Raw genomic sequence first — 24,094 nt, 5'->3', positions numbered from 1 at the left:
TCACACGCCTCCGTCGAGCGCCTTCAGCGCCTTCGCGAAGAAATCCTTCGTGCCGAAATTGCCCGACTTCAATGCGAGCCCCAGCGGTTCGTCGCCAATGGATTGCGTCGCCGGCACCCCAGGATCGATCTGTGCGCCAATGCGCAGCGACTTCACGCCCAGCGCCTGCACGACCGCACCGGAGGTCTCGCCGCCCGCAACCACGAATTTCCGCACGCCCGCATCGCGAAGCCTGGCTGCAATCGACGCCAACGCCTGTTCGACCAGATGTCCGGCTTTCTCAACGCCCAGTTCCTTCTGCACGGCCTTGACTTCGTCGGGCGTCGACGTGGCGTAGATCAGCACGGTTTCATCGGCATGCTTCGCCGCAAATTCAATCGCCTGTTCGACCACGGGCTCGCCACGCGACAGCGCAAGCGGATCGATTCGAAGGCTCGGCTTCGTTGCGCGCCACTCGGCGACCTGCTCGTTGGTCGCCTTCGACGCACTGCCCGCCAGCACGACGGATCGACCTTCGATCCTGGGCAGCTCCGATGCATGGCTCGTTTCGGTCAACAAGTTTGCCGCGCGGAAATTCTCCGGCAAGCCAAGCGCAATGCCCGAGCCACCCGTAATCAGCTTCAGATCCGCGCACGCTTCGCCCAGCACGTAGAGATCGGCATCTGAAACTGCGTCGGCGATGGCCATCCGTACGCCGTCGTTACGCAACGAAGCGATCCTGTCGCGCACGGCCTGCGGCCCCTTTGCAATCACGTCATAAGCGATCAACCCGACCTTCGATTTCGTCTGGCGTTGCAGCACGCGCACGAGGTTCGGATCGGTCATGGGCGTGAGCGGATGGTTCTGCATGCCCGACTCGCTCAGCAGAACGTCACCCACGAAAAGGTTGCCGCGAAAGATCGTGCGGCCGTTCTCCGGGAACGCGGGACACGCGAGCGTGAAGTCCTCGCCCAGCGCGTCGAGCAGTGCATCGGCGACCGGGCCGATGTTGCCTTTATCGGTGGAATCGAAGGTCGAGCAGTACTTGAACACGAACTGCCGGCAACCCTGCGCACGCAGCCATTCGAGCGCCGCCAGCGATTGTTTAACCGCTTCCTCCGCAGGGATGGTGCGCGATTTCAGTGCGACGATCAGCGCGTCCGCTTCAATCCTTGTATCCGATGCCGGCACACCAATGGTCTGCACAGCGCGCATGCCGCCGCGCACGAGCATGTTGGCTAGATCGGTCGCACCGGTGAAGTCGTCGGCAATGCAGCCAAGCAGGGCTTTGGTCATCATTGGGCTCCCTTCGGCACGTCGATGCCCGGGAAAATCTTGATCACCGCCGAGTCGTCTTCGCCGCCGTGGCCGGCCGTCGACGCCATCATGAACATCTGGTGGGCCGCAGCCGACAAGGGCAGCGGAAACTTCGACGAACGCGCCGTATCGAGTACGAGGCCCAGATCCTTCACGAAGATATCGACGGCCGACAGCGGCGTGTAGTCTCCCGCAAGAATGTGCGGCACGCGGTTCTCGAACATCCACGAGTTGCCGGCGCTATGCGTAATGACGTCGTAGAGCGCGTCCGGGTCCACGCCTTCGCGAAGCCCAAGCGCCATGGCCTCGGCCGCCGCGGCTATATGCACGCCCGCCAGAAGCTGGTTGATGATCTTCACTTTCGAGCCGGCGCCATGCTCATCGCCCAGCCGGTAAACCTTGCCCGCAATCGCTTCAAGCACATCCTCGCAAGCTTCATAGGCGGACGCGGGGCCTGAGGTCATCATCGTCATTTCGCCGGATGCGGCGCGTGCCGCGCCACCAGACAGCGGTGCATCGAGCATAAGCAGGCCGGCTGCTTCCACGCGCTTGCCAAGTTCGATGGCAAAGGCCGGGGACACCGTCGCACAGGCGAGGACCACACCTCCGGGTTTCATCGCGGAGACGGCGCCGGGTTGAGTCTCTGAGCCAAAGAGCACGGTCTCCGTTTGCACCGCATTGACAACGACGGTCACCACCACCTCGCACTGGCCGCCCAGCTCGGCAGGCGTGGCGCAGGCAATGCCGCCCTCGCCCGCGAACGCGTCGAGCACTTGAGTGCGCACGTCGCAAGCATGAACCTTGAAGCCCGCACGCAACAACGAACGCGCGACGCCCAGGCCCATTGCGCCCAAGCCGATCACTCCCACATTTCTGGACATTTAGTTATCCTTTGAATCAACTGGTCAGCAAATGCCGGCTTCCGCGAGGCGGCGAGCGGCGTTGTAAAGGTGGGTCTGTGCGGCATTGCGCGCAGCCATGGGGTCGCCCGCGCGAATGGCGGCCGCGATCCGTGCGTGTTCTTCGCGGACTTGCCGCGAAAAGTCTTCTCGCAGCGCTTCGTTGCGGCGCGTAACGAGCGTGCCGGCTTCAAGATACTGGTTCAGGAATGCCAGCGTGGTCAGGAAATACGGGTTGCCGGTGGCGCTGGCAATCGCCCGGTGAAACTCCACGTCCTCAGTTACGCCGTCCTCGCCTTGCGCAACAGCAACATCGATCTGCGCCAGCTTTGCTTCGATCACATCCATCTGCGCGTCGGTCCGGCGCATGGCGGCTTCCGATGCCACTTCAGCCTCGATCGCCCGGCGCAGCGCCAGGATCTGCACGACCGCGCCCGGTTCGACCGCTTGCGCGTAATCGATCCGCAGCGGCCTGATCCCCGCCCGCTCGACGATAAACACGCCGCTGCCCTGGCGCGGCTCGACCATGCCTTCGTTCTTCAGCCGCGAGATCGCTTCGCGGATGACCGTGCGGCTGACCCCGAACTCCTGCGCCAGCACGGCTTCGGTCGGCAACTTGCCGCTCGTGACGAAGCTGCCCTTTTCGATTTGCAACTGAAGCTGCTGCGCGACCGTGTCGCTCAAGGCTTGCGCAGGAATCTTCTCGAACATGCAGCCTCTGATTTGTTGGGTGATGTGGTCATCATACAAATTTGCCAACTTATTGAGATACTAGAGATAACCCTGAGAGCAGCCCGCAGTCATGGGCCAATATCTCTTGCCGCGCAATCTGATCGTAATTTTTCTCACATAGACGTGAGAATTGTTCGTTTGGCGTGTTCCGGCCCCACGCCTACGATGACAGCCATACAGCGAACCATCACGCGTTCTCTTTTGTCGTTTCACGCCGGACTGAACCATCTCGCGCACCACATCGTTACGATTGGCTCCGCGTCGCGACCCCACTGCGCTCGACGCCCTCAAATGAATCCTATAAACATCGTCCAGTTGCTCATCCTCGCCGCTCTCTGGGGAGGCTCGTTCCTTTTTATCCGCGTCGGCGTCACCGACTTTGGCGTCGCGCCGTTAATGGCGTTGCGCGTGGGTATCGGCGCGTTGTTCCTGCTGGCCGTCCTGCTCATGCGCGGGTCCGCGCGCAGTTCCTTGCAGGTCATGCGCACCCACGCATGGCCGCTGTTTGTTGTCGGCATCCTGAACTCGGCCGCGCCGTTTTGTCTCTTCGCCTTCGCGGAACTCACGCTGTCGGCGGGCGTGACATCGGTGATCAATGCCACCACGCCGCTATGGGGAGCAATCGTCGCATTCCTGTGGCTGAAGGATCGCCTGAGCGGGCTGCGCATTGCGGGGCTCGTGATTGGTTTTGTCGGCGTGGTCGCGCTGGTCTGGAATCAGATGGACGGGGGCGCCAGCACAGGAGCGAGCGTGACGCCGGCGGCCACCGCCCTTGCCGCGGCCGCCGCGCTGGGCGCTACGCTGCTGTATGGGATCGCCGCGAGCTTCACGAAGCGCAATCTCACCGGTGTCGATTCGCTTGTCGTCGCCACCGGCACCATGACCGCCGCCACTGTCGTGCTGCTGCCGTTCGCGGTGTTCTGGTGGCCGGCTACACCCATCTCGGCGCAGTCGTGGGAAGCGGTGATCGCGCTTGGCGTTGCGTGTACCGGCATCGCGTATATGCTGTTCTTCCGGCTGATCGCAGCGACCGGCCCGGCACGCACGATCAGCGTCACGTTTGTCATCCCGATCTTCGGCATCCTGTGGGGTGCGCTGTTTCTCTCCGAGCACGTGTCGCCCGGAATGATCAAGGCGTGCGTGACTATTCTCATCGGTACGGCGCTTGCGACAGGTGTGATCAAGTGGCTTCCCGGCATGGGTGCGCGACGCCGTGCTTCGGTGAAGTAGAACAGGCGGGCGTACTTTTTCTGCTGTCGCGACCGGACCGCCCGGTCGCTGGTCACGCCCGCTGCTCACGCGTCCACGATCACCTCGAAGCCACCGTAGATCATCCGTTTACCGTCGAAAGGCATCGGGCTCGTGTCGGGTTGCACCCTGGGATCGGCCATGACCGCTTTCATTCCTTCATCCCTCACCTGACGCGACGGCCAGGTGACCCATGAGAACACCACCGTCTCGTCGTCCGCACGCTTGACCGCCATTGGAAACGACGTCAGCTTTCCTTCCGGCACATCATCCCCCCAACATTCGACCACATTCAATGCCCCGTTTTCCTTGAAGACGACCGCGGCCGCCTCAGCAAATTTCCTGTACGTTTCGCGATTGGCGGTCTGCACCGCGACGACAAATCCATCTACATAAGTCATGAACGCTCTCCATGTCGATATCGATAAATAGGGGCGCAAAGCGACGTTGCTCAGGTCAGGCTGCGTTGCATTGCCGGATCACCGCATTGGCATCACCGCCCTATCCATACGACGCACAGCGCGCCCGGGAATCGACAACACGCATCGATTATTTTTTGAACCATCGTCGACCCGTGTGCGGCCTGGACGCCGGCGGCGTATGCTTTTTCGAACTCGAACGCCGTTTGCCCGGGAGCCAAGTCATGCCATCTGTCACTCGTTTCGGCGACCACGTCCGGCTCGAATTGCATCCGATGGATTCGCGCGTTGCCACGGTCGTGCTCGACCGGCCGGAGCGCCGCAATGCGGTCGACCGGCAGGTCGCCGATGCCCTGCGCGCGGCCTTTGAAACCTTCGACGCCGACAACTCCCTGGCGGTCGCTGTGCTGTGGGGAGCGGGCGGCACGTTCTGCGCAGGCGCGGACCTTACTGCGCTGAATGACGACACGCGGCGCAACGAGATTCATGCCAACGGCACCGGTCCCGGGCCGATGGGACCCACGCGAATGATGCTCGGCAAAACTGTCATTGCCGCAATCGCAGGGCACGCTGTGGCGGGCGGCCTGGAACTAGCGGCGTGGTGCGATTTGCGGGTTGTCGAAGAGGATGCTGTGCTGGGCGTTTTCTGCCGGCGTTTCGGCGTACCGCTGATCGATGGCGGAACGCTGCGGCTGCCTCGGCTTATCGGCATGTCGCGTGCGCTGGACCTGATTCTTACCGGACGGCCTGTCGATGCCAGCGAGGCGCTCGCGATGGGTCTCGCGAATCGCGTGGTGGAGCGCGGCGGCTCGCGCGCAGCCGCTGAAACGCTTGCCTGTGAGTTGGCCGCACTGCCGCAAGCGGCAATGCGCGCCGACCGGCGCTCGGTCTATGACAACGCGTTCGGCGATGATCTGTCCGGCGCACTGCGCCGCGAAGGCGCGGGTGGTTATGCGGCGGTGTTTGCAGAAGGACTTGCGGGTGCGGGCCGCTTTACCGCCGGTACGGGCCGGCATGGCGCATCGGAATGAGCGTGTTGCTGCAGGTTTAACGAGCGGATATTTCCTGCAAAGACTCGGCTCTAAAAAACTCAAAGGGTAATTTTCTTCAATACAGGGACTCGTGCTGCCTATACCTTCGGTCTTCAGGACCTCCCTAAAGAGGGAAGCGGCTTAGTAGACGAGAGGTAGTAGATGAGCATTTTCCTTTCCATGGCGGCCTTCGCGCTCGCTGCATCCATTTCACCCGGACCTGTCAATATTGTCGCGCTAAGCGCCGGCGCACAGTACGGACTTGCGGCAAGCATGCGGCACGTTACCGGGGCGACGTTTGGCTTCGCGTTGTTGCTGTTGTTCATCGGTTTGGGCTTGCATGAACTGCTAAGCCACTGGCCGCATCTAACCAGGATCATTCAATGGGCAGGAGTGGCGTTTTTGTTTTTCATGGCCTATAAGCTCGTCGTTGATGACGGGCAGCTCGGCGCGGACACGGCATCGAAAGGCCCGTCGCTTGTCTCCGGCGCTGCAATGCAGTGGCTCAATCCGAAAGCATGGCTCGCGTCCCTCGCAGGTATGGGGGCCTACGCGGCCGACGGCGACCGCGTGCTGGTCTGGAAATTCACGGCGGTGTACTGCTTGATTTGCTACGGATCGATTGCATGCTGGGCGTATTCGGGATCATTCCTGCGCCAATACTTGCGCGACCCGGAGCGTGTGAGGTTATTCAATCGGCTGATGGCACTGTTGCTTGCAGCTAGCGCTATCTACCTGCTTGAAGCATAGACCGCTACCCGGTCATCGCCTGAGCTCACCCGCGATATTGCCCTGGGGTAGCGGCCACGAACTGCCTGAAGGCGCGTTGCAGATGCGCCTGATCGGAGAATCCCGCGTCGAGCGCAACGTCGGCAATCGCACGTCCGCGCCTCAATTGCTCCCGGCTATATTCAATGCGGCGGTTGATCAGGTAAGCGTGAGGCGTCATGCCGTAGTGACTCTGGAACGAGCGGATCAGATATGACGCGGAGAGTTCAGCCGCGGAACAAATGTCGTCCAGCTTGAGCGAGCGCGTGCAGTTCTCCCTGATATATTGCGCCGCGCGCAGGAGCTTGTAGTGAGCGTCCCGGGTCGTGGCAAGCGCCGGCGTTAATGTGCGCTGCACATCGGTAAAAAACGTAAGTGCTGCGCCGTGCTTTTGCAGAGGATCAGCCTGCTCGTTCGTGAGCAGGTCATAGAGGCGATTCAATCCCGCGTACAGCTCGGGCCGAGTGGTCACGGTAGCTGAAAACGCGCGGAAATCGAGACCCTGGCTTGCGCCTAGCTCATGCTGCAGGTTGATCAGCCAGGGAACGTCCACATACAGCATGTGGTACGACCATGGCTGATTGTCGATCGGATTACAGGCGTGGACATCTTCCGGGTTGATGACTACAACCGCACCGGCATCTACCCGCTCCTGCACCTTCCCGTTGAGATAAGTACAGTGGCCGCCAGTAATGGCACCGATCGAAAACGTCTCATGCGCGTGTTTGGCGTAGCAAACCTGACGGCCATCCTGAATGGAACGAGCCTCGAGAAACGGCAGCGTTTCGTCACGCCAGAACCTGGGCGTGGTTGCCTCCTTCCCCACAACGCTCGCGTTTTTTGCCATGCCCGGCTCTTTGATCAATTCTCGTATCGCGCACTTTAGCGCATTCTCCAAAGTACCCGCTATCCGGATAGCACGCTCGTGCCGAGTCCCAGGAAACTGCCGGCCCGACGATCAAGAACCGTTAGAAACTGCAAATTCGCTAGCCGATTAAGCGACGCGCAATCTCGCTCACGCACATGCCGCGTTAAAGTAACGTTTTAGAGCGAAAATAGGCAGGGGGCCTCCGATTCATCCAGATGGGACGTTCCGGATACACCCAGCTATCGCCAATTGCTGCAGAGCAGTAAGAAAGTACCGTGACTCGCGTAATGCTTTTCCAAGCCTTTGATGACCGACTTGAACGTAGATAGCCAAAACACCGCCAGTGATTGCCCGGTATGCGGCAACCCGCTGGCATCGTCTGACGCGGCATGTCCGCGATGCAGGGCGAACCCTGCTGCCGTGAGCGCAGCCGAGACGCCCTCGCCCGAAGCAACACCCAAGGAAATGTTCCCCGACCGGTTCTATGAAAAGCCGGCTCCGGCAGATTCGCCCTATCCGAGCATGACTGAACCGGAAACCTCGACCTCCGTGTCGAAAAACCAGTCGGGCCGGTACTTCAAACTTGCCGGTGCCGCCCTGATCGCCTTGATTGCACTGGTTACGGGTGCGTCGTACGTTTATAACGGCATGGAGCATGTCAACCAGCAAGCGAAGCCCACAACCGCACCGCTTGCGAATAACAGCCTTCCTGAAGCTGCGCAGCCGGGCAATGTGCCAGCCGGTACGAAGAACGCGTCCATCGATGTAATGGGAACCATCGACGCCATGCGTTCAGCCATGGTGCGGGGTGAGCTGAACACCGCCCGGCAGCAACTGGCCATGCTTCCGCCGGGAGAAGAACAACGCGCTGATGTCCGGCGCATCACCGACGAACTGGTCCAGCGAGAACACGCCAGGGATTCGGCCCTGGGCCTTGCACGAGCCTGCGAGAAAGCGGGCGACGTGCCGTGTGTTTTGCGATCGGCAGGCGATGCACTAGCAAGTGACGTATCCGACTCCGAAGCACGAGGGATGCTTCTACGCGCCGTCGCTCAGACGGGCGCAGCCCAGGTCACCGCCGTGAAGGTCAACCAACGAGACGATCCTTCAATCGTGACGCATCGGCCCGCGCCCGAGAAACGCAGGATCCGGCGCGCACCGCAAATATTCGCGAACGAGACCGATATCTACGGGAAACATTGAGTCACAAGCCGGTCAAGCCCTGGCAGCTGCCGTGATGCACGGCTGTAGTAAACACTGGCTTCACGACTGCGGCTCGATAAACGCACGATCCATCGAGGGCAACTCGGTCATTCGTAAAAAGCGGCGAGCGGCCACCATTGCCCGGCGTACTGATGCACCGGCACCGTCCCGATCAACGGCGTCAAACCGCCCGCCAACGCCGCGCATAACTGATAAGAAAGAGAGATCGCCGAGTAGCGCACGCGCATGTAGTCGATAAACAAAGCCGGCCCAGGTTCCGTCGGGTCACTGCGTGTTGGGGGACGTGCACGGTTCAATCGTCCTTTGATGGCGTTTATTGAATAAAAAGGATACCGAAATGAATATCAATCATTGAGAAATATGCAGGCACCGGCTCGCACGGGTGATCCTGGCACAACTCTCGAAGGCTTTGGAAAGCTTGCAACAGACCACGCCCATCACCGTGCTGCCGGGCGAGCAAAATGTCACCTTTGCGTTGCCGCACGCCGACCGCGTCTACGTACCCGAGCACGCCAGCCTGATCTGGGAAGGCAATCCGGCGCGCTTTGCCAAGGAGATGGGCCGGGGTTACCTCGGGACCGAAGCCGCTAACGGCTCAAGTGTGCATCCGGCGTGCGAATAGCCACGCATGCGTCCGGGCGCTCGCGGATCACACCAACGGTCACCGTTCAAGCGTTCAATTCGAGAACGTTTGCCAGCCGACACGGTCGACATGCAAGCCGGCGCTTCACCGCGATTTCTTCAGGTTGAAACGTCATTTGACCGCTCGATAGAGTAGGATGCCAGACACGCAAAGCGCGCTCAATATCGGCGCGCTGCGGCGCCTGAAGGCCGCTTTCTCCAATTGCTCCTCTGCCTTCCCGCATGACCGCCCTTTCCATATCGTCAAATCGCCACCGTGTTTCATGCATCATTTGTGCATTCAACGAAGCCCCGAGGATTGGTGCGGTGCTGGCCATTGCGACCGCGCATCCGCTACTGGCCGAGGTGGTCGTGGTCGACGATGGCTCGACCGACGGCACCGCTGACATCGTCAGGCGCTTCCCCTCTGTCAGGCTGATTACGTGTCCGGTGAACCGCGGTAAAAGCGCCGCGATGGCCGAGGGTATCGCCGCTGCACAGAACGAGTTGCTCATGTTGCTCGATGCGGACCTCAAGGGACTCGCAAGCGAACACATTACCGCGCTCGCCGCCCCCGTCCTGAGCGGCGCCGCGGACGTCAGCCTGAGCCTGCGACAGAACAGCCTGCTGCTGTTTCGCGCGATCGGCCTGGATTTCGTGTCAGGCGAGCGTGTGGTCAGGAAGGAATTGCTGAGCGAGGCACTCAAGGAAATTCACCGCTTGCCGCGCTTTGGCATCGAGGTGTTCATGAATCGCCTGATTATCGAACGACGGCTCTCTATTGCCGTCACCCACTGGCCGAAGGTGACGCAAGCGCGCAAGACCGAAAAGCTCGGCTACTGGGCTGGCATCCGCGCGGAATGGCGCATGATTGCCGACTTGCTGAAAGTCTCTTATCCACTCGCGCTCCTGTCACAGACATGTCATCTCTTTTCGCTAAGAGTCGATCATGACGGTCATGCACCGTTTTTTGTGCGCATCAAGAGCCCGCGCGACAACGCGGTTTGAGCTGCCTCTGCAGCGTCACTCTGCAGCGTCAGTCAGGAGCCGGTGTAGGCGTGGCCGCACGGCGGCGCCACGCAAGCGCAACGAAGCCGACAGCGCCCAGCATCAGCGGGCAATAGAGTGTTGCGAAGCGCCACAGGACCAGGGCTGTCGCCATGGCCGCCCGCGGAACCCACGCTGCGAACGCGGCCGCCAGCGCCAGATCGCCGCCGCCCCCGCCTGCGGGCACACCGGTCCAGAGCGCCGCATGCAACACCACCGCCTGCACTGCCAGGACAAATCCGAGCGGCAAATGGTAACCCAGCTCCAGCAGGACAAACCACAGCGCGCTATAGCGAAGCAGCCATTGCAGCGTAGTCAGCAGCAACAATCCGGCGAACCGGTCGCGCGGCCCTGTTATCAGGAGCTGCCATTGCTGGCGCACGCTCTGACGAAACCGGTCCCACCTCGAACGTCTGGCCCTGAGCCACGGGACAAGATGGCCAGCCGCGTCAAGCGCCCGGGCGACATAACGCCGGCACATCCAAAGAACGCCGACCAGGATCGCGACAACCGCCAATGTCATGGCGACCGTGGACAAGCGAACCGTTGGGAGCAGATGCGCCAGCGGGCCAACGGAGAACAGAAGCGCGATCGGCACCGCGACCGCGAAGAATGTCAGGTCGAGTGCCTGATCCGCGCCGACCACGGTGGTGGCGATTGCCCACGACGCTCCGGCGCGCTGCAGCAAAGCGATATTGACCCCATAACCGGCGGCTCCCAGCGGCGACGCAAGGAACGCGAAATCAGTCACGAGCGTAATCGCAAACGTGCGCATGAAAGAAACGCGCAAGCCAAGCGTGGTTTGCATCAATTGCAGCTTGCCGGCCTTCGCCAGCGCGCTGACAGCGGCGCTTGCAGCCAGCACCAGGAATACTTCTGCGGGGACGGTGCGAAGGCCGGCCAACAGGTCGCGGGAACCCAATATAAAAGGCACCCCCATCGAGAGGCCAACCCCAAGCAAAGCAAGCAGGGTCGCGACGTTACGTGCATGCGTGCGGGTCACGAGCACCGCCTGAGCAATCGCTGCTGAGCACCGGGATTCGACACTGACGAGTCATGTCGTGCCGACAGCGCGATCGGGTCGTCCATTGTGATTTGAAAGCTGGGAGGCCGAAAAATAGGCATGCGGTCAGATGGTCCTTATTGCGGCTGTGCGTGCGCGACTCAAGACAGCCTCAGGCCCGATATAAACCGGGACACCCGGTTGCGGTCGCACCCTCATTCTCCGGCAAAATGATGTCAAACACGCTGCGATGCACCGCGACAAACGAAGCGCCGCCTATCAACAAGCCGATGCGCTCCCTGCATTGCTCTTACGACCATGTGATGGGCGCTGAATTCCGTCGCGATCTATCTTCCTTGCGCGACCACCCGGCTCAACGCGCACGAGCGTTCGCGACCCCATGCTTACGTCGGCGTAAAAGCACTCGCGTCACATAATGGTCGCCAGACAAGGGTAGCTTCATAAGGCTCCCTGCTCGAACGCTTTCATGTTCTCCAGCAGTGCTGGACTTCCATATATCCACCTTCAGCACGCTCATATGTTGCATGTGGCGAATGGGGACAAAATGCCGCTTGTCCAAGTGCAGGCATCTGGTTTTAATTATGTGCCGCGCACAGAAAAATAATAATTTTGTTCGACAAATAGCGGCGCTACAGTTATTGAGGCTCGGCAATCAATGAAAGGAGATGCGATGGTCTTTTATCATCATGGCGCGGCTATTCAACCGTCGGTAACCAGGCTGGGCAACACGTTCCTGGCACGCGTTTCCATCCTCGAGGAGGATGGCGAAGCAACCTCTCTCGGCAATCTTGGACAGTTCGCTAATCGTGACTGCGCGTTCGAGTTTGCAGTGCGCAGCGCCACTGCGTTCATCGACGGCGAACCCCTGCCGCGGTCCCCGTTTGAACAGCCACACGCGAAGTGAGTGGACAAGCAGGCTTGGCGCCGGCGAAGCCCGGCGGCATGCCAGAAGTACTGGAATGATGGAGACCTTGCCGGGGCGCGACCAAGGGTTCGTTGGTTTCACCCCGGCAAGATTGGCCGGAAGGCGGCCAGTGTGGACTTAGGATAATCGCTGCCCGCTCCGGAAGTCTTGCGCCAACTTCCGTCTCGTCAAATCAGGCAGGCCTGCCAGGTTATTGCATCGACAGGGAGCCTGCGTCGCCTTTCATCCTCAACACGGCTGCTTGCGCGGGAGGCGCCAGGTTTTGCTCGGCAAGGCTTGCCTTGAGCACGGTGACCTGGTTTGCGGTTCCCTGATCGAAGTCCGCATCGAGCTCGCTGATGCGCCGGTTGTACCAGTTGACCACGCAGGTCTTGTCCTTGCAATTATGCTGACGCCACTGCCACTGCTTGATATGGTCGTCCTCAAAAGCCGCTGTGTCGGGCGTAACGTCTTTTGCGCGCTTGTAGGAGATCGCCAGCTTATCGTCGAGAGACGACAGTTCGGGATCGTTGCAGACGAGTTTTTCCGAGCTGGAGACCTTCTTGCCGCAATGGAAACTCGCGGCCTGCGCCGTGCCGGAAAAACCGCCGCCCAGCATCAGTAACGCCAGCGTCGTAGTGCCGGCAGCGCGCCTTACGTTGAACAGTTTCGATTTCAATTTGCCTGACCTTGCCATACCTGCCCCCTTTGATCCATCGTTGAAGTTGCGTTGTTCGTCAACCCGATGATCCCGGTTTTCGGACAAGTGAACCCTTCGAACAGGAGGCGACCTTCTCAAGACCTTACTGAATATTTCACGCGTGTATTTGAGTGCGCAGAATGACCGGGCAGTTGGGCGCGCCGCCGAACCTTTCTGATACGCGGTATTGAATGGGTGCGAGAGAGGAGGACCGCGCCGCCGCCTCACGCCAAAACATCAACCGACTCGCGCGTAATACAGGTTCTGCGGATGCTTCGCCTCGGCGAAGAAGAACCACCGTTCTGCAACGAGGCCTGCGTACTGCACAACACACGCCGCGGCCAGCAGCACGACCGAGATACCTATCGAATGAACGCCTGCGCCCAGGGCCAGCAGGACCACGGGCGCCACGAAAGCCGTCACGAGAAATCCCCATTTGATCCCGCGCAGCGTACCCGCCGATTTGCCGTGAAAGAACTCGCGCAGATTGAATGCGCCCGCCGTGAAACCGCGCGATACCTGCACGACCTTCGCGTTCTTGATACCGGTGGCACTCTGCACGGTGGACTTCGGCCGCAGTCGTGCGTTACGTACGAGCGATGCCGACCGGCTCGCGCAACCGGCAAGCGTCAACGCACACGCCCAAGCGGCAAGCTCCGCAGTCATTGCAGGCGCGAACCACGCGCTCAATGCGGTGACCAGCGTGAACCCGGATGCACAGCCGAGCAGGACGAAGTTGGCCAGCGTCAAGGGCGTGGCCCACTCCTGGAGAAAGCGCAGGCATGCATAGATCATGGCCGAGCAAACGAAGAGCGCGGCGCTCGCGAGCACGCCGAGCGTCCCCAATGCGAGTGACCATGGCAAACCGAACCAGTGCGCGACACCGTAAAAAAACGCACACGCAAGAAACGCCGGCAGACACAGGCATTCACGCGATAACCACGAGGTTCGCCACATGGCGACTGCTCGCCATGCGCGTTCGGGATGCCCGAGATGGAAGAACGAAGCGATAAGACCGAGCCCGCCAAGCATCACCGACAGCGCTGCACCCGTGACGTAGAACGCGCTCGGCGGCATTGCAACAAGGCCGAAATACGCAGCCGCCTCCACGCCGACAAGCGCGATCAGCAGGCCCTGCGCCGCACCGCTTAGCGTGGTGAGAAAGACAACCGAGAAAGCGGGGTTCATTTTGGGGTCCTTTAGATTCGCGTTGCGACCGACGCAAGATGCAATTGCCCACGCTCGAGTTGCGCGTCCAGCGTCTGCGGAGTGGACTCGGCTGAAGCCGTCTTGCACGAGCACGTGCCTTCCCCGCAACCCGAAGCCGACGTCGTCTTGCGCGGCAAATAATGATTCGCGGGCTTCGTGTCCCATTCGGGCATCAACTGATAACCACCGCGCTCCTTGATCGCCTTCGAGACCACGGACTCGGGGTCGTGAATGTCCCCGAACAATCGTGCGGAAGTCGGGCACGCGAGCACGCATGCCGGTTGCCGATCCCGGTCGGAGAGGTTTTCATCGTGAATACGATCCACGCACAAGGTGCACTTCGTCATCTCCTTGCGCTCTTCGTCCAGCTCGCGTGCGCCGTACGGGCACGCCCACGCGCAGTACTTGCAGCCGATACATTTATCGAAGTCCACCAGCACGAGCCCGTCTTCCTTGCGCTTATAGCTCGCACCGGTCGGACACACCGGCACGCACGGCGGGTCCTCGCAGTGCAGGCACGACTTGGGGAAATGAATGGTCTCCGCGTTCGGATAACTGCCGGCTTCGAAACTCTGGACCCGATTGAAGAACGTGCCTGACGGATCGGCGTCGTAGGGATTCAGGTCGGCAAGACTGCCCGACTCACCCGATGTATTCCACTCCTTGCAACTCGTCACGCAGGCATGGCATCCCACGCATACGTTCAGGTCGATCACCAGCGCCATCTGAGTCATTGCAAACCCCCTCGCTTCCTTGTAGTCGCATCCTGTAGTCGCTACTTGCGCCCTACCGCACCGCGCAGTCGTGCCGCAAACTCGCCTTGCCCTGCGAAGTAGGTCTGCACGATCCGCGATATCACCCCGTTCGAGCCCGGCAGAGAACGCATGACGTCGAACTGCGGCAGCGTGTGCTGCGCGTCGGCCTCCGCCGGATAGATCCGCACGCGCACGTCGTACCATGCAGCCTGCCCTGTCACCGGGTCCGAGTTCGAGAGACGCCCGGGCGCTTCGTCCGTGCCGGGCAGTTCATCGGTGATCAGGTGATTGAGCAGGAAGCCACGTTGCGATTCGTTCGCTTTGGCGCCGAGGTTCCATGCACCCGACGCCTTGCCGATTGCATTCCACGTCCATACCGTTCCCGGCTCCACCGTTTCGCTGAAACGCGCCATGCAGCGCACGCGTCCCCACTGCGACTCAACGTAGATCCAGCCGCCGTCCGCAATGCCGTTTTCGGCTGCCATCAACGGATTCATGTAGAGATAATTCTCGCCATGGATCTGCCGCAGCCACGCATTCTGCGAGTCCCATGAGTGATACATCGCCATTGGGCGCTGCGTGACGGCCGCGAGCGGGAAACGCTCGAGATCGGTCGAACTGCTTTCAAGCGGCGCGTACCAGAACGGCAGCGGATCGAAGTATTTTTCGACACGCTCGCGCAAGTGATCGGGAGGCTGCCGGCCTTTCGTTCGCCCTTGTGCCGCGAGACGAAATTTCTGCATGACATCGGAGTAAAGCTGGATGACGATGGGTTCCCTGAACTTGCGGAAGCCGTTTTTCACCGCCCAGTCGAGATACGGGCCATTGCAGTTGCGCATGTACTGCAAGTCTTCCGGCAACACGTGATGGAACACGCAGTTGTTCTTCGCGTACTGCTCCCACTGCTTCGGGTTCGGCTCGCCCACCAGCGCCTTGTCCCCCTCCTTGCCGCGCCATCCGATCAGGAAACCTACGCCCGAATCAGGCGTCGTCGTGAAATTGACCACGAAGTCGGGATAGTCACGAAAGCGCCGCGTGCCTTCAACCGTGGTGAATGCCGGAAACTTCAGCCGTGATGCAAGCTCGATCAGCACTTCCTGGAACGGCTTGCACTCGCCCGTGGGCGGCACGACGGGCACGCGCACGGAATCGACCGGACCGTCGAACTCGGAGATCGGGCGATCGAGCATCGACATGGCGTCGTGGCGCTCAAGGTAAGTCGTGTCCGGCAGGATCAGGTCGGCGAACGCGGTCATCTCCGACTGGAACGCGTCACACACCACGATGAACGGAATCTTGTAGTCCCCGTTTGCGTGTTTGTCGACGAGCATCTCGCGCACCTTCGTCGTATTCATCGACGAGTTCCAGGCCATGTTGGCCATGAAGATCATCAGCGTGTCGATGGGGTACGGATCGCCTCGCCACGCGTTGGTGATCACGCTATGCATCACGCCGTGCACAGCCAGCGGATACTCCCACGAGAACGCTTTATCGATGCGAACCGGGCCGCCGGTTTCATCGATGAACAGGTCCTCCGGCGCAGCGGGCCAGCCCAGCGGTCCGGTTGCGAGCGGTGTGTTCGGCTTGACGGCGCTGGGACTATTCGGCGGTTTCGCCGATGGCGGCACGGCGCGCGGAAACGGCGATTTATGCCGAAAGCCACCGGGCCTGTCGATCGTGCCAAGCAGTGACATCAGCACCGCGAGCGCACGGATCGACTGGAAGCCGTTGGAGTGCGCTGCAAGCCCGCGCATGGCGTGAAAAGCGACCGGGTTGCCGGTGACGGTTTCGTGCGTCTGCCCCCAAGCGTCGGTCCAGCGGATGGGCAGCGTGATCTGGTGATCGCGGCTCGTCTGGATCATCTCCTGCGCGAGACGGCGAATGGTAGCTGCGGGAATGCCGGTGATGTCAGCCGCCCACTCGGGCGTACAATCCGCCACGCGCTCGCGCAGCAGCGTGAACGATGGCGCAACGGGCGTGCCGTCCTCGAGCGTATAACGGCCATCGAGTGCGGGTGTCACGCCGGGCGAATGATGGGGCACGGCGCGCGCCGCTTCGACATCCCACCATGCGTGATTTTGCGGAAATAGCGGATTGCCCGCGGGTACATTCGGGTCGCTCACGAACAGGCCGAAGTTCTCGCTCTCTTCGTTGAGGTCGACAAGGTCGGCCGCGTTCGTATAGCGGCGCACGAACTCGTGATCCCACGCGTCGGCTGCGATCAGCTCGTGAAGGAACGCCATGAACAGCGCGCCGTCGGTGCCTGGCTTGATCGGCACCCATTCGTCGGCAATGGCGGCATAACCGGTGCGTATGGGATTGATTGCGATAAAGCGCCCGCCCCCGCGCTTGAACTTCGAGAGGGCGATCTTCAGCGGATTCGAATGATGATCTTCCGCCGTGCCGATCATGAAAAACAACTTGGCGCTGTCGAGATCGGGACCGCCGAATTCCCAGAACGAGCCGCCGATCGTATAGATCATGCCGGCCGCCATGTTCGCCGAACAAAATCCGCCATGCGCCGCATAGTTAGGTGTACCGAACTGTTTGGCAAAGAGACCTGTCAGCGCCTGCATCTGGTCGCGGCCGGTAAAGAGCGCGAACTTCTTGGGATCCGTGGCACGAATGCCGGCAAGGCGCTTTTCCAGCGTATCGAACGCGACTTCCCACGACACCGGTTCAAATTGCGCACTGCCACGCTCGGCGTCCGCCCGGCGCATCAACGGCTGCGTCAGGCGGGCGGGAGAATACTGCTTCATGATCCCGGACGCGCCCTTCGCGCAGATCACGCCCTGGTTAAGTGGATGCTCCGGGTTGCCATCGATGTAACGCACTTCGCCTTCGCGCAAATGCACGCGAATACCGCAGCGGCAAGCGCACATGTAGCACGTGGTCGTCTTGATCTCGAGCCGCTCGTCCTGCGTGCGGGCGTGATGTTCCATGCTGGGTCTCCCTCGCGGCTTCCGGTATGTCCAGGCGGTACCGATCCGATCCTGATCATCCTAATCGCCGCCGGTGCTCAAGGGAAATCACGATTTGCGAGAGGAACTATCCGCTACGCTGATAGTTTCAATTTCCCTTCAATTGTGCGATCAATGCATCGGGAAAGGTAACTTCGTCGGGGAGTCTTCCTCGTGCCGATTGCCCACTAGGTGCTGCGCGAGGCGCGGGACGCAGCGAATCAAAACACTTTCGTCAGACACTCATGCATTCAGGCATGGCTGATGCCGTTCCGGCGTACGGCTATCTGAGCTGTTCGACCAAGAGCGCTATGGCTTCTGCCGCAAGCGTGTCACGTCCCAAGCGCGGAGCAATGAGGTTGAACTCAACGTCGGGCATCCGTGGCAGTCCCATCACGCCCCGAAATGCGCTCACATCGGGCGGCACGGCCGACGCGTTAAGACACGACACCCCCAGCCCCGCCGATAGCGCCGACTGAAGGCCACCAACGCCAGAGGCGGAATGCGCAATGAAATAGCGGAGGTTGCTCTCCTGAAGCTTCGCCAGCATGTACCGCTGCATCGAGCAGGTGTCCGGCAGCGCAATTACCGGAAGCGCGCCGGTACCTTGCATGTCGAATGTGGGGGCTGCGACCCACAGCAGTTGTTCGCGTCGAATCGGAATGCTGTCGAAAGATTCCTCGCCCTCGGCTTCGGCGTTAAACGAAGCTTCCCCGATCCGTCTCATGGAGAGTCCGATATCGAAATCGCCAAGGCCTGCGCTTTGCTCGATCAACGCACTTTTACGCACGCTCACGTGCAATCGCAAAGCCGGATATTGATCGCGGAGGCGCCTGAGGATTTTCGCGAGATCCGCGGGCCGGAAATAGTCCGTGATGGCCAGCCTGAGATCACCGGACAACGAGACACCCTGCATGTCCTGATAAGCCACGTCATTCAACAGCAGCAGTTTGCGCGTATGGCCTAGCAGCCGCTCGCCGGCGGGCGTCAGGGTCGCGCCTTTTTTCCCGCGGAGAAACAACGTCAGCCCGCAGGACTCTTCCAGCTTGCGGATCTGCTCGCTGACCGCCGATTGCGAACGGGACAAGCGCAACGCCGCAGCGGACAGACTGCCGGTCTCGGCCACGGTGGATAGTGTGTTGAGGAGTTCGAGGTCGAAACGGCGCATCTTTATCCATCCGGTTTTCCGATGGATAACATCATACATTCCCGCTTTTTCAATGCAAAGTTCAATTGCAGAATGGACGTCCTTTCACTTGAATCGAGGTTTCCATGCCTGGCATCACGCTCAAATTATCCGGTGTCTCCAACCCTTCGTTATCCCGCCGCCTGGCTGACGAGCTGACTACGCTCACGTGTTCGTTGCTCGACAAGAAGCCGGGTCAGACCATGGTGATGATTCAGTATGTCGCCCACGACGAGTGGTTTATCGATCGCCGTTCGTTGACGGAATGGGGCAAGAATTCGTTCCGGCTCGAAGTGACCATTACCGACGAGACGAACACGCGGTTGCAAAAGGCTGCGTACCATCGTGCAGCGTTCGAGTTGCTGTCGAGCGTCATTGGGAACGTCCATCCGCATTCGAACGTCCACCTGATCGACTGCGGCGCGGCCGCTTATGGGTATGGAGGCCTCACGCAGGAATACCGGTATCAACACGATGGCGGACCAGAGGCACGCACAGCGGGAGCATGATCTGAAGAACGGGCGCGGACCCGTGAACGAGTTGTCACCTCCGCGCCGTTATGTCTGCTTGAACATAAGGCCAAGGTCATCGTTATAGTGACAGTCTTGACAAGGATGATATATATAAGCGATGAGATAAGCCGCGAGAAAAATTGTTGAGCGACGCCGGGCTTCGTTTCGTCAACGCTTAACATCCTCTCCTTCCAGAGCATGCCCATCCATCCGTGAAGGACAGGCTTTCACGTGCCGCCCACACGCGCTAGACCTGACGAAAAGGCCAAGCAATGCCCAGGCACAACCCAGCGCTTCATCGTAGCCAGAAACCTCCCATGACGCCGGGGCGCAGGCGGCTTCTCATCATGGGCGCCGTACTGCTGATCGCCGCACTAGGCTGGGCGTTGGCGATCGTGCTGAAGCCCGCCGTCCAGCGCACCATTGTCATTACAACCGGGGCCGACAACGGCATTTATCGCGGCTTTGCGGATCGGTATGCCCCACTCCTGAAGCGCGACGGTATTACGCTCGACATCCGCGGCTCTACCGGATCGATCGAAAATTATCAGCGGCTGAAAGATCCTGACAGCGAATACGAAGTGGGCTTCATCCAGTCGGGCACCACCAGTCCGAAAGAGACAGATGACCTGCAAACCATCGCTGCTGTTTCATATGAACCGATCTGGGTATTTTATCGTGGCGATACGATCGTCAACCGGCTGGCGCAACTACGCGGCAAGCGGATTGCCACCGGTGTTCCCGGCAGCGGCCTCCTCAACGTCGCCCAGGTACTGCTCTCTTATAGCGGCGTCACCGGAGACAACACCACGCTGCTGGAAATGGACGCGACCAAGGCCTATCAAGCGCTCGAAAATGGCACGCTGGATGCCGCTTTCTTTATCGGCAGGCCAGACGCGTCCATGCAGCAAACACTGCTTAACAGCGACCTGAAGCTGATGAGTTTTGCCCAGGCCGACGCACTGGTGCAAAAATTCCCGTCGCTCTCCAGGATCACTTTTCCGCGCGCGTCGACCAGCATCGTCAACGATCTTCCGCGGGCCGATGTCACCCTGCTGGCAGCCACGGCTCTCCTTGTGTCGAAGGACACCTTGCACCCGGCGCTCGCTTACCTGTTGCTGGAAGCGGCCAGGACCGTGCACGGCGGCGAAGATTACTTCACGCCGCTCGGTGCATTTCCCAACCTGAACACCGATGAATTTCCCATCTCGGATGAAAGCGTGCGCTACTTCAAATCCGGCCGCCCTTTCCTGCAGCGATACCTTCCGTTCTGGCTGGCCAGCTTTATCGAAAGACGCCTGCTGATCCTGGTGCCCTTCATGGCCCTGCTGATCGGCTTGCTGCAAGCATTGCCGCGCATGGCGGCTGCGCGGATCAAAAACCGGCTCGTGGTCTGGTATCGGGAAATCAAATCGCTCGAAGATGAAATATGGAGAACGCCGCAGCCCACCCCGGACCAGATTGCGCAATGGCGCGAAGAGATCGAGAACATTGACGCGAACGCCAGCCAGATAAGAATGCCTCAGCGCTATTTTCAGGACGTTTATGCCCTCAAGCAGGCAATAGGCGTCGTTCGGGAGCGGATTTCCCAGGCGGCCGCAAGGATTCAATGAACGGCGTCATTGATGGATGCTTGTTCGGTGGCCAATGCCGCTTGCGCCTGCACCACGGTCACGGCAATGACGTAGTAGATGTCCTCGGCGCTGCAGCCGCGTGAAAGGTCGTTGGCGGGCTTTCGAAGGCCCTGCAATAGTGGACCGATTGCCTTGGCGCCGCCCACTCTTTCCGCGAGTTTGTAGCTGATATTACCGGCCTCCAGACCTGGAAAAACCAGCACGTTGGCCCGGCCGTGGACGTTCGAGTGATCGATCTTGCGTTCGGCTATTTCCGCAACCAGCGCCGCGTCGAGCTGCACATCGCCATCTATCGCCAGGTCAGGACGGCGTTGCCTGACAAGGCCCGTTGCCTCCACCACTTTATCGACCGCCGCATGCCGGGCGCTGCCGCTCGTCGAGAATGACAGCATGGCCACGCGCGGTTCATCCATCAGAAGGTTTTGCGCGCTGTCCGCTGCAGCCATCGCGATCTCGGCCAGTTCACCCGCGTCGGGGTTCACCACCAGAGCGCAATCGGAGAAAATAAGGCCGCCCTTCAGCGTGTGGAAAGGCTCGCACAGCATCATCAAAAAGAAGCTTGAAACCAGCTTGAACGCCGGATCGGTACCGATGACCTGAATCGCGGTTCGGACCACGTCGGCCGTAGTATTAACTGCTCCGGATACCGAACCATCGGCATAACCAAACCGAACCATCAGGTTGGCAAAGCAGAGCGGGTTGAGCACTTCCCGCTTCGCTTCGTCCAGCGTCATGCCCTTGGCCGATCGCAACTCGAAGAGGGACCGGTACAAAGATGGCCCCAGCGGCGAACTGGACGCATCCACCAGTTCGATACCGGCCAGGTCGATACCCTCACTGGCCGCAGCTTGAATAATACGGGGGGCATCCCCCACCAGAATGACACGGGCGATGCGTTCGACGGTCACGCGTTGCGCCGCCTGGAGAATCCGCGGGTCCTCCGCCTCGCTCAGTACGATGCGCATGGGGTGAACGCGGGCGCGCTCGATGATGCGGTTAATCGGCTTCATGGGTCACTCGGTCACGGTTTCCAAAGACGGGAAAAACCGGTGCTGGAAACGGCGGCAATCCGCTTCCAGCACGTCGGGTTCCACGAGAGCGTCAGCCCCCGGAAGATGGAACGTTCACACGTAGTCTTTGTACTTGTCGAGCAGGCGCACGGGTTTGGCCAGTGCATCCCGGCGGAACGGATCGCCGAGTTCGCGCGTACACATGATCTCGATGATGGTCGTCTTGCCGTGATTCATCTGCAAGTCGATCGCACGCTTGAGCGCGGGCCCCACGTCTTCAAGCTGATTCACCACGATCCCTTCTGCGCCCATTGCCTTGGCAATCTCCGCGAAGCTCTGGTTATCCAGCTCACCCGCCACGAAGCGCCGGTTATAGAAGTCGACCTGGTTCTTCTTCTCCGCGCCCCACTGCCGGTTATGAAACACGACCGCTGTCACCGGGATGTTGTGGCGCACGCAGGTCATGGTCTCCATCAGGCTCATGCCCCAGGCGCCGTCACCCGCATAGGACACCGCCGGCCGGTGCGGCGCCGCCACCTTCGCCCCGATGATGGTCGGAAATGCATACCCGCAATTGCCCCAGCTCATCGCGGCAAAGAAGCTGCGCGGCTTGTTGAAGCGCAGATAGCTGTTGGCCACCGAGTTGATATTGCCGATGTCGGTGGACACCATCACGTCCTCTGGCATCGCCTTCTCGAGCTCGCGCAGCACCTGACGCGGGTGCAAATACTGCCCGCCGCCCAGCGGCCGCTCGTGCTTCTGCTCCTCGATCATGTCCAGGCTGTAGGCATCGCGCTCGTGGGTCCACTCGTCGAGTTCTTTCTCCCACGCCGCCTTCTCTGCGGCAATCTGACGGGCGCGTTCTTCACGCGTGGCGTCGCTCGCGAGCGTGCGCTCGTCGAGCCGCTGGCTCAGTGCGATGGCTGCCGCCTTCGCATCGCCGCAAATGCCCACCGAGATCGTCTTCACCAGTCCGAGCATCTTGTGATCGGCATCGATCTGGATGATCTTCGCGTCCTTGGGCCAGTAGTCCATGCCGTGCTGCGGCAGCGTACCGAAAGGTCCGAGGCGCGAACCCAGCGCGATCACCACATCGGCTTGCGCCAGCAGCTTCATGGCCGCCTTGGAGCCCTGGTAGCCCAGCGGGCCGCACCACAGCGGATGCTTCGCCGGAAACGAATCGTTGTGCAGGTAGCTGTTGACCACCGGTGCGCCGAGCCGCTCGGCCAGCGCCTGACACTGCTCGATGGCATCGCCCATCACCACGCCACCACCCGAGATGATCACGGGGAACTTCGCCTGTGCGATCAGTTCCGCCGCTTCGTTCAGGCTCTGTTCGCCGCCGGGGCCGCGATCCAGGTTCTGCGGTTTCGGGATCTCGGCCTTGATCTGGCCATAGAAATAATCGCGCGGGATATTGAGCTGGGTCGGACCCATCTCGGCCTTGGCGCGATCGAAACAGCGTCCGGTGAATTCAGCCATGCGCGCGGGATGCGTGACGTGGCCCTGGTACTTGGTGAACTCCTGGAACATCGGCAACTGGCGCGCTTCCTGGAACCCGCCCAGCCCGATGCCCATGGTGCCGGCCTCGGGCGTCACGATCACCACCGGGCTGTGCGCCCAGTAAGCCGCTGCAATAGCCGTGACGCAGTTGCTGATCCCCGGCCCGTTCTGACCGATAACCACGCCATGGCGCCCGGAGACACGCGAATAACCGTCGGCCATGTGGCCCGCGCCCTGCTCGTGGACCACGGGAATCAGACGAATACCTGCTGGCGCGAAGATGTCCATGGCGTCCATGAAGGCCGAGCCCATGATGCCGAACATCTCGGTGACGCCGTTGGCGGCCAGCGTTTCAACGAACGCTTCGGACGGGGTCATGGCCTGGGGACCGGTGCGGGCGGCGGTGGAAGAAGCGCTCCTGGCTGCGGGGTCTTGCTCGCTCATGGTGGTGTCTCCGGATGTACCGATAAAACGGAACGTCAAGTTCCGAAAAGTTGAAATCACGAGGAAAGATAAAATAAGATCAACCGGTCGTCAATCCACA

21 protein-coding genes and 2 pseudogenes are annotated in these 24,094 nt (G+C 60.7%); 9 read left to right on the top strand and 14 right to left on the bottom strand.

Annotation, left to right across the window (positions count from 1 at the left end):
* From otnK to ABH944_RS06775, 3 genes are read right to left on the bottom strand one after another with little or no spacing between them, the layout of a single operon-like run.
* The gene (gene otnK, locus ABH944_RS06785) at positions 1 to 1,275 is read right to left on the bottom strand and encodes a 3-oxo-tetronate kinase (RefSeq protein WP_404605355.1); all 1,275 of its coding nucleotides are present in this window, start codon (positions 1,273 to 1,275) and stop codon (positions 1 to 3) included.
* Positions 1,275 to 2,177 carry an L-threonate dehydrogenase gene (gene ltnD, locus ABH944_RS06780; RefSeq protein ID WP_404604916.1) on the bottom strand — a complete coding sequence of 301 codons (903 nt, stop codon included), beginning with the start codon at positions 2,175 to 2,177 and terminating at the stop codon, positions 1,275 to 1,277. Before ltnD ends, otnK begins: the two co-directional genes overlap by 1 nt.
* A gap of 24 nt (positions 2,178 to 2,201) precedes the next feature.
* Positions 2,202 to 2,906 carry a FadR/GntR family transcriptional regulator gene (locus ABH944_RS06775; RefSeq protein WP_404604918.1) on the bottom strand — a complete coding sequence of 235 codons (705 nt, stop codon included), beginning with the start codon at positions 2,904 to 2,906 and terminating at the stop codon, positions 2,202 to 2,204.
* Positions 2,907 to 3,218: 312 nt separating this feature from the next.
* Here ABH944_RS06775 and ABH944_RS06770 point away from each other — a divergent pair, with 312 nt between their 5' ends.
* Positions 3,219 to 4,157: a DMT family transporter gene (locus tag ABH944_RS06770; RefSeq protein WP_404604919.1), complete on the top strand. Its 939-nt coding sequence runs from the start codon at positions 3,219 to 3,221 to the stop codon at positions 4,155 to 4,157.
* Positions 4,158 to 4,222: 65 nt separating this feature from the next.
* Here the strand turns inward: ABH944_RS06770 and ABH944_RS06765 are convergent, their stop codons facing one another.
* The gene (locus ABH944_RS06765; protein ID WP_404604921.1) at positions 4,223 to 4,576 is read right to left on the bottom strand and encodes a DUF1428 domain-containing protein; all 354 of its coding nucleotides are present in this window, start codon (positions 4,574 to 4,576) and stop codon (positions 4,223 to 4,225) included.
* A gap of 242 nt (positions 4,577 to 4,818) precedes the next feature.
* Between ABH944_RS06765 and ABH944_RS06760 the strand changes: the two genes are divergently transcribed.
* Together ABH944_RS06760 and ABH944_RS06755 are read left to right on the top strand one after the other, a co-directional pair.
* A complete protein-coding gene (locus ABH944_RS06760) occupies positions 4,819 to 5,625 on the top strand; it encodes a crotonase/enoyl-CoA hydratase family protein (RefSeq protein WP_404604923.1) in 807 nt (268 codons plus the stop codon).
* Positions 5,626 to 5,787: 162 nt separating this feature from the next.
* Positions 5,788 to 6,375: a LysE family translocator gene (locus ABH944_RS06755; RefSeq protein ID WP_404604925.1), complete on the top strand. Its 588-nt coding sequence runs from the start codon at positions 5,788 to 5,790 to the stop codon at positions 6,373 to 6,375.
* A 25-nt stretch (positions 6,376 to 6,400) separates the two neighbouring features.
* Here ABH944_RS06755 and ABH944_RS06750 read toward each other — a convergent pair whose 3' ends face one another.
* Entirely contained in the window at positions 6,401 to 7,240 is an 840-nt protein-coding gene (locus tag ABH944_RS06750; protein ID WP_404604927.1) for an AraC family transcriptional regulator, read from the bottom strand.
* 441 nt (positions 7,241 to 7,681) lie between these two features.
* Between ABH944_RS06750 and ABH944_RS06745 the strand changes: the two genes are divergently transcribed.
* Positions 7,682 to 8,464 (top strand): hypothetical protein, encoded by a 783-nt coding sequence (locus tag ABH944_RS06745; RefSeq protein WP_404604928.1) that lies wholly within the window; start codon positions 7,682 to 7,684, stop codon positions 8,462 to 8,464.
* A 113-nt stretch (positions 8,465 to 8,577) separates the two neighbouring features.
* Here the strand turns inward: ABH944_RS06745 and ABH944_RS06740 are convergent.
* Positions 8,578 to 8,712 (bottom strand): annotated as a pseudogene (locus tag ABH944_RS06740) (MFS transporter); the annotation flags it as partial.
* A 146-nt stretch (positions 8,713 to 8,858) separates the two neighbouring features.
* Between ABH944_RS06740 and ABH944_RS06735 the strand changes: the two are divergent.
* Positions 8,859 to 9,107: pseudogene (locus ABH944_RS06735) on the top strand (ATP-binding cassette domain-containing protein); the annotation flags it as partial.
* Between the two features lie 242 nt (positions 9,108 to 9,349).
* The gene (locus ABH944_RS06730) at positions 9,350 to 10,114 is read left to right on the top strand and encodes a glycosyltransferase family 2 protein (RefSeq protein WP_404604929.1); all 765 of its coding nucleotides are present in this window, start codon (positions 9,350 to 9,352) and stop codon (positions 10,112 to 10,114) included.
* A gap of 28 nt (positions 10,115 to 10,142) precedes the next feature.
* Here the strand turns inward: ABH944_RS06730 and ABH944_RS06725 are convergent, their stop codons facing one another.
* Positions 10,143 to 11,156 carry a lysylphosphatidylglycerol synthase transmembrane domain-containing protein gene (locus ABH944_RS06725; protein WP_404604931.1) on the bottom strand — a complete coding sequence of 338 codons (1,014 nt, stop codon included), beginning with the start codon at positions 11,154 to 11,156 and terminating at the stop codon, positions 10,143 to 10,145.
* 691 nt (positions 11,157 to 11,847) lie between these two features.
* Here ABH944_RS06725 and ABH944_RS06720 point away from each other — a divergent pair.
* Positions 11,848 to 12,081, top strand: a complete 234-nt coding sequence (locus ABH944_RS06720) for a hypothetical protein (RefSeq protein WP_062088972.1) — start codon at positions 11,848 to 11,850, stop codon at positions 12,079 to 12,081.
* Between the two features lie 211 nt (positions 12,082 to 12,292).
* Here the strand turns inward: ABH944_RS06720 and ABH944_RS06715 are convergent, their stop codons facing one another.
* The 5 genes from ABH944_RS06715 to ABH944_RS06695 form a co-directional block, all read right to left on the bottom strand.
* Positions 12,293 to 12,700: a lysozyme inhibitor LprI family protein gene (locus tag ABH944_RS06715; protein ID WP_404604932.1), complete on the bottom strand. Its 408-nt coding sequence runs from the start codon at positions 12,698 to 12,700 to the stop codon at positions 12,293 to 12,295.
* Positions 12,701 to 13,018: 318 nt separating this feature from the next.
* Positions 13,019 to 13,969 (bottom strand): dimethyl sulfoxide reductase anchor subunit family protein, encoded by a 951-nt coding sequence (locus tag ABH944_RS06710; RefSeq protein WP_404604933.1) that lies wholly within the window; start codon positions 13,967 to 13,969, stop codon positions 13,019 to 13,021.
* Positions 13,970 to 13,980: 11 nt separating this feature from the next.
* The gene (locus ABH944_RS06705; RefSeq protein WP_404604935.1) at positions 13,981 to 14,724 is read right to left on the bottom strand and encodes a 4Fe-4S dicluster domain-containing protein; all 744 of its coding nucleotides are present in this window, start codon (positions 14,722 to 14,724) and stop codon (positions 13,981 to 13,983) included.
* A gap of 41 nt (positions 14,725 to 14,765) precedes the next feature.
* On the bottom strand, positions 14,766 to 17,687 hold the full coding sequence (locus ABH944_RS06700) for a molybdopterin-dependent oxidoreductase (protein WP_404604936.1): 2,922 nt from the start codon (positions 17,685 to 17,687) through the stop codon (positions 14,766 to 14,768).
* Between the two features lie 301 nt (positions 17,688 to 17,988).
* Positions 17,989 to 18,873 (bottom strand): LysR family transcriptional regulator, encoded by an 885-nt coding sequence (locus tag ABH944_RS06695; protein ID WP_404604938.1) that lies wholly within the window; start codon positions 18,871 to 18,873, stop codon positions 17,989 to 17,991.
* 104 nt (positions 18,874 to 18,977) lie between these two features.
* Here ABH944_RS06695 and ABH944_RS06690 point away from each other — a divergent pair, with 104 nt between their 5' ends.
* Together ABH944_RS06690 and ABH944_RS06685 are read left to right on the top strand one after the other, a co-directional pair.
* The gene (locus ABH944_RS06690; RefSeq protein WP_404604939.1) at positions 18,978 to 19,400 is read left to right on the top strand and encodes a tautomerase family protein; all 423 of its coding nucleotides are present in this window, start codon (positions 18,978 to 18,980) and stop codon (positions 19,398 to 19,400) included.
* Between the two features lie 320 nt (positions 19,401 to 19,720).
* Positions 19,721 to 21,016: a TAXI family TRAP transporter solute-binding subunit gene (locus tag ABH944_RS06685; protein ID WP_404604941.1), complete on the top strand. Its 1,296-nt coding sequence runs from the start codon at positions 19,721 to 19,723 to the stop codon at positions 21,014 to 21,016.
* On the opposite strand, the gene pta is transcribed toward ABH944_RS06685, so the two are convergent.
* Together pta and xsc are read right to left on the bottom strand one after the other, a co-directional pair.
* A complete protein-coding gene (gene pta / locus ABH944_RS06680) occupies positions 21,010 to 22,047 on the bottom strand; it encodes a phosphate acetyltransferase (protein WP_404604943.1) in 1,038 nt (345 codons plus the stop codon). The two genes, ABH944_RS06685 and pta, sit on opposite strands and share 7 nt — an antisense overlap.
* A 114-nt stretch (positions 22,048 to 22,161) precedes the next feature.
* Positions 22,162 to 23,994 carry a sulfoacetaldehyde acetyltransferase gene (xsc, locus tag ABH944_RS06675; protein WP_404604944.1) on the bottom strand — a complete coding sequence of 611 codons (1,833 nt, stop codon included), beginning with the start codon at positions 23,992 to 23,994 and terminating at the stop codon, positions 22,162 to 22,164.
* Positions 23,995 to 24,094: the final 100 nt, after the last annotated feature.

This window comes from Caballeronia udeis (assembly GCF_044909315.1).
Lineage (GTDB): Bacteria > Pseudomonadota > Gammaproteobacteria > Burkholderiales > Burkholderiaceae > Caballeronia > Caballeronia udeis_A.
Note: the sequence above shows the minus strand (reverse complement) of the source record. Positions and strands in the feature narration are given on the sequence as shown.

Bases quoted from the DNA above. Each gene is read 5' to 3' on its own strand.
- otnK (WP_404605355.1), bottom strand. From the start codon at position 1,275: ATGACCAAAGCCCTGCTTGGCTGCATTGCCGACGACTTCACCGGTGCG.
- ltnD (WP_404604916.1), bottom strand. From the start codon at position 2,177: ATGTCCAGAAATGTGGGAGTGATCGGCTTGGGCGCAATGGGCCTGGGC.
- ABH944_RS06775 (WP_404604918.1), bottom strand. From the start codon at position 2,906: ATGTTCGAGAAGATTCCTGCGCAAGCCTTGAGCGACACGGTCGCGCAG.
- ABH944_RS06770 (WP_404604919.1), top strand. From the start codon at position 3,219: ATGAATCCTATAAACATCGTCCAGTTGCTCATCCTCGCCGCTCTCTGG.
- ABH944_RS06765 (WP_404604921.1), bottom strand. From the start codon at position 4,576: ATGACTTATGTAGATGGATTTGTCGTCGCGGTGCAGACCGCCAATCGC.
- ABH944_RS06760 (WP_404604923.1), top strand. From the start codon at position 4,819: ATGCCATCTGTCACTCGTTTCGGCGACCACGTCCGGCTCGAATTGCAT.
- ABH944_RS06755 (WP_404604925.1), top strand. From the start codon at position 5,788: ATGAGCATTTTCCTTTCCATGGCGGCCTTCGCGCTCGCTGCATCCATT.
- ABH944_RS06750 (WP_404604927.1), bottom strand. From the start codon at position 7,240: ATGGCAAAAAACGCGAGCGTTGTGGGGAAGGAGGCAACCACGCCCAGG.
- ABH944_RS06730 (WP_404604929.1), top strand. From the start codon at position 9,350: ATGACCGCCCTTTCCATATCGTCAAATCGCCACCGTGTTTCATGCATC.
- ABH944_RS06720 (WP_062088972.1), top strand. From the start codon at position 11,848: ATGGTCTTTTATCATCATGGCGCGGCTATTCAACCGTCGGTAACCAGG.
- ABH944_RS06715 (WP_404604932.1), bottom strand. From the start codon at position 12,700: ATGCTGGGCGGCGGTTTTTCCGGCACGGCGCAGGCCGCGAGTTTCCAT.
- ABH944_RS06710 (WP_404604933.1), bottom strand. From the start codon at position 13,969: ATGAACCCCGCTTTCTCGGTTGTCTTTCTCACCACGCTAAGCGGTGCG.
- ABH944_RS06705 (WP_404604935.1), bottom strand. From the start codon at position 14,724: ATGACTCAGATGGCGCTGGTGATCGACCTGAACGTATGCGTGGGATGC.
- ABH944_RS06700 (WP_404604936.1), bottom strand. From the start codon at position 17,687: ATGGAACATCACGCCCGCACGCAGGACGAGCGGCTCGAGATCAAGACG.
- ABH944_RS06695 (WP_404604938.1), bottom strand. From the start codon at position 18,873: ATGCGCCGTTTCGACCTCGAACTCCTCAACACACTATCCACCGTGGCC.
- ABH944_RS06690 (WP_404604939.1), top strand. From the start codon at position 18,978: ATGCCTGGCATCACGCTCAAATTATCCGGTGTCTCCAACCCTTCGTTA.
- ABH944_RS06685 (WP_404604941.1), top strand. From the start codon at position 19,721: ATGACGCCGGGGCGCAGGCGGCTTCTCATCATGGGCGCCGTACTGCTG.
- pta (WP_404604943.1), bottom strand. From the start codon at position 22,047: ATGAAGCCGATTAACCGCATCATCGAGCGCGCCCGCGTTCACCCCATG.
- xsc (WP_404604944.1), bottom strand. From the start codon at position 23,994: ATGAGCGAGCAAGACCCCGCAGCCAGGAGCGCTTCTTCCACCGCCGCC.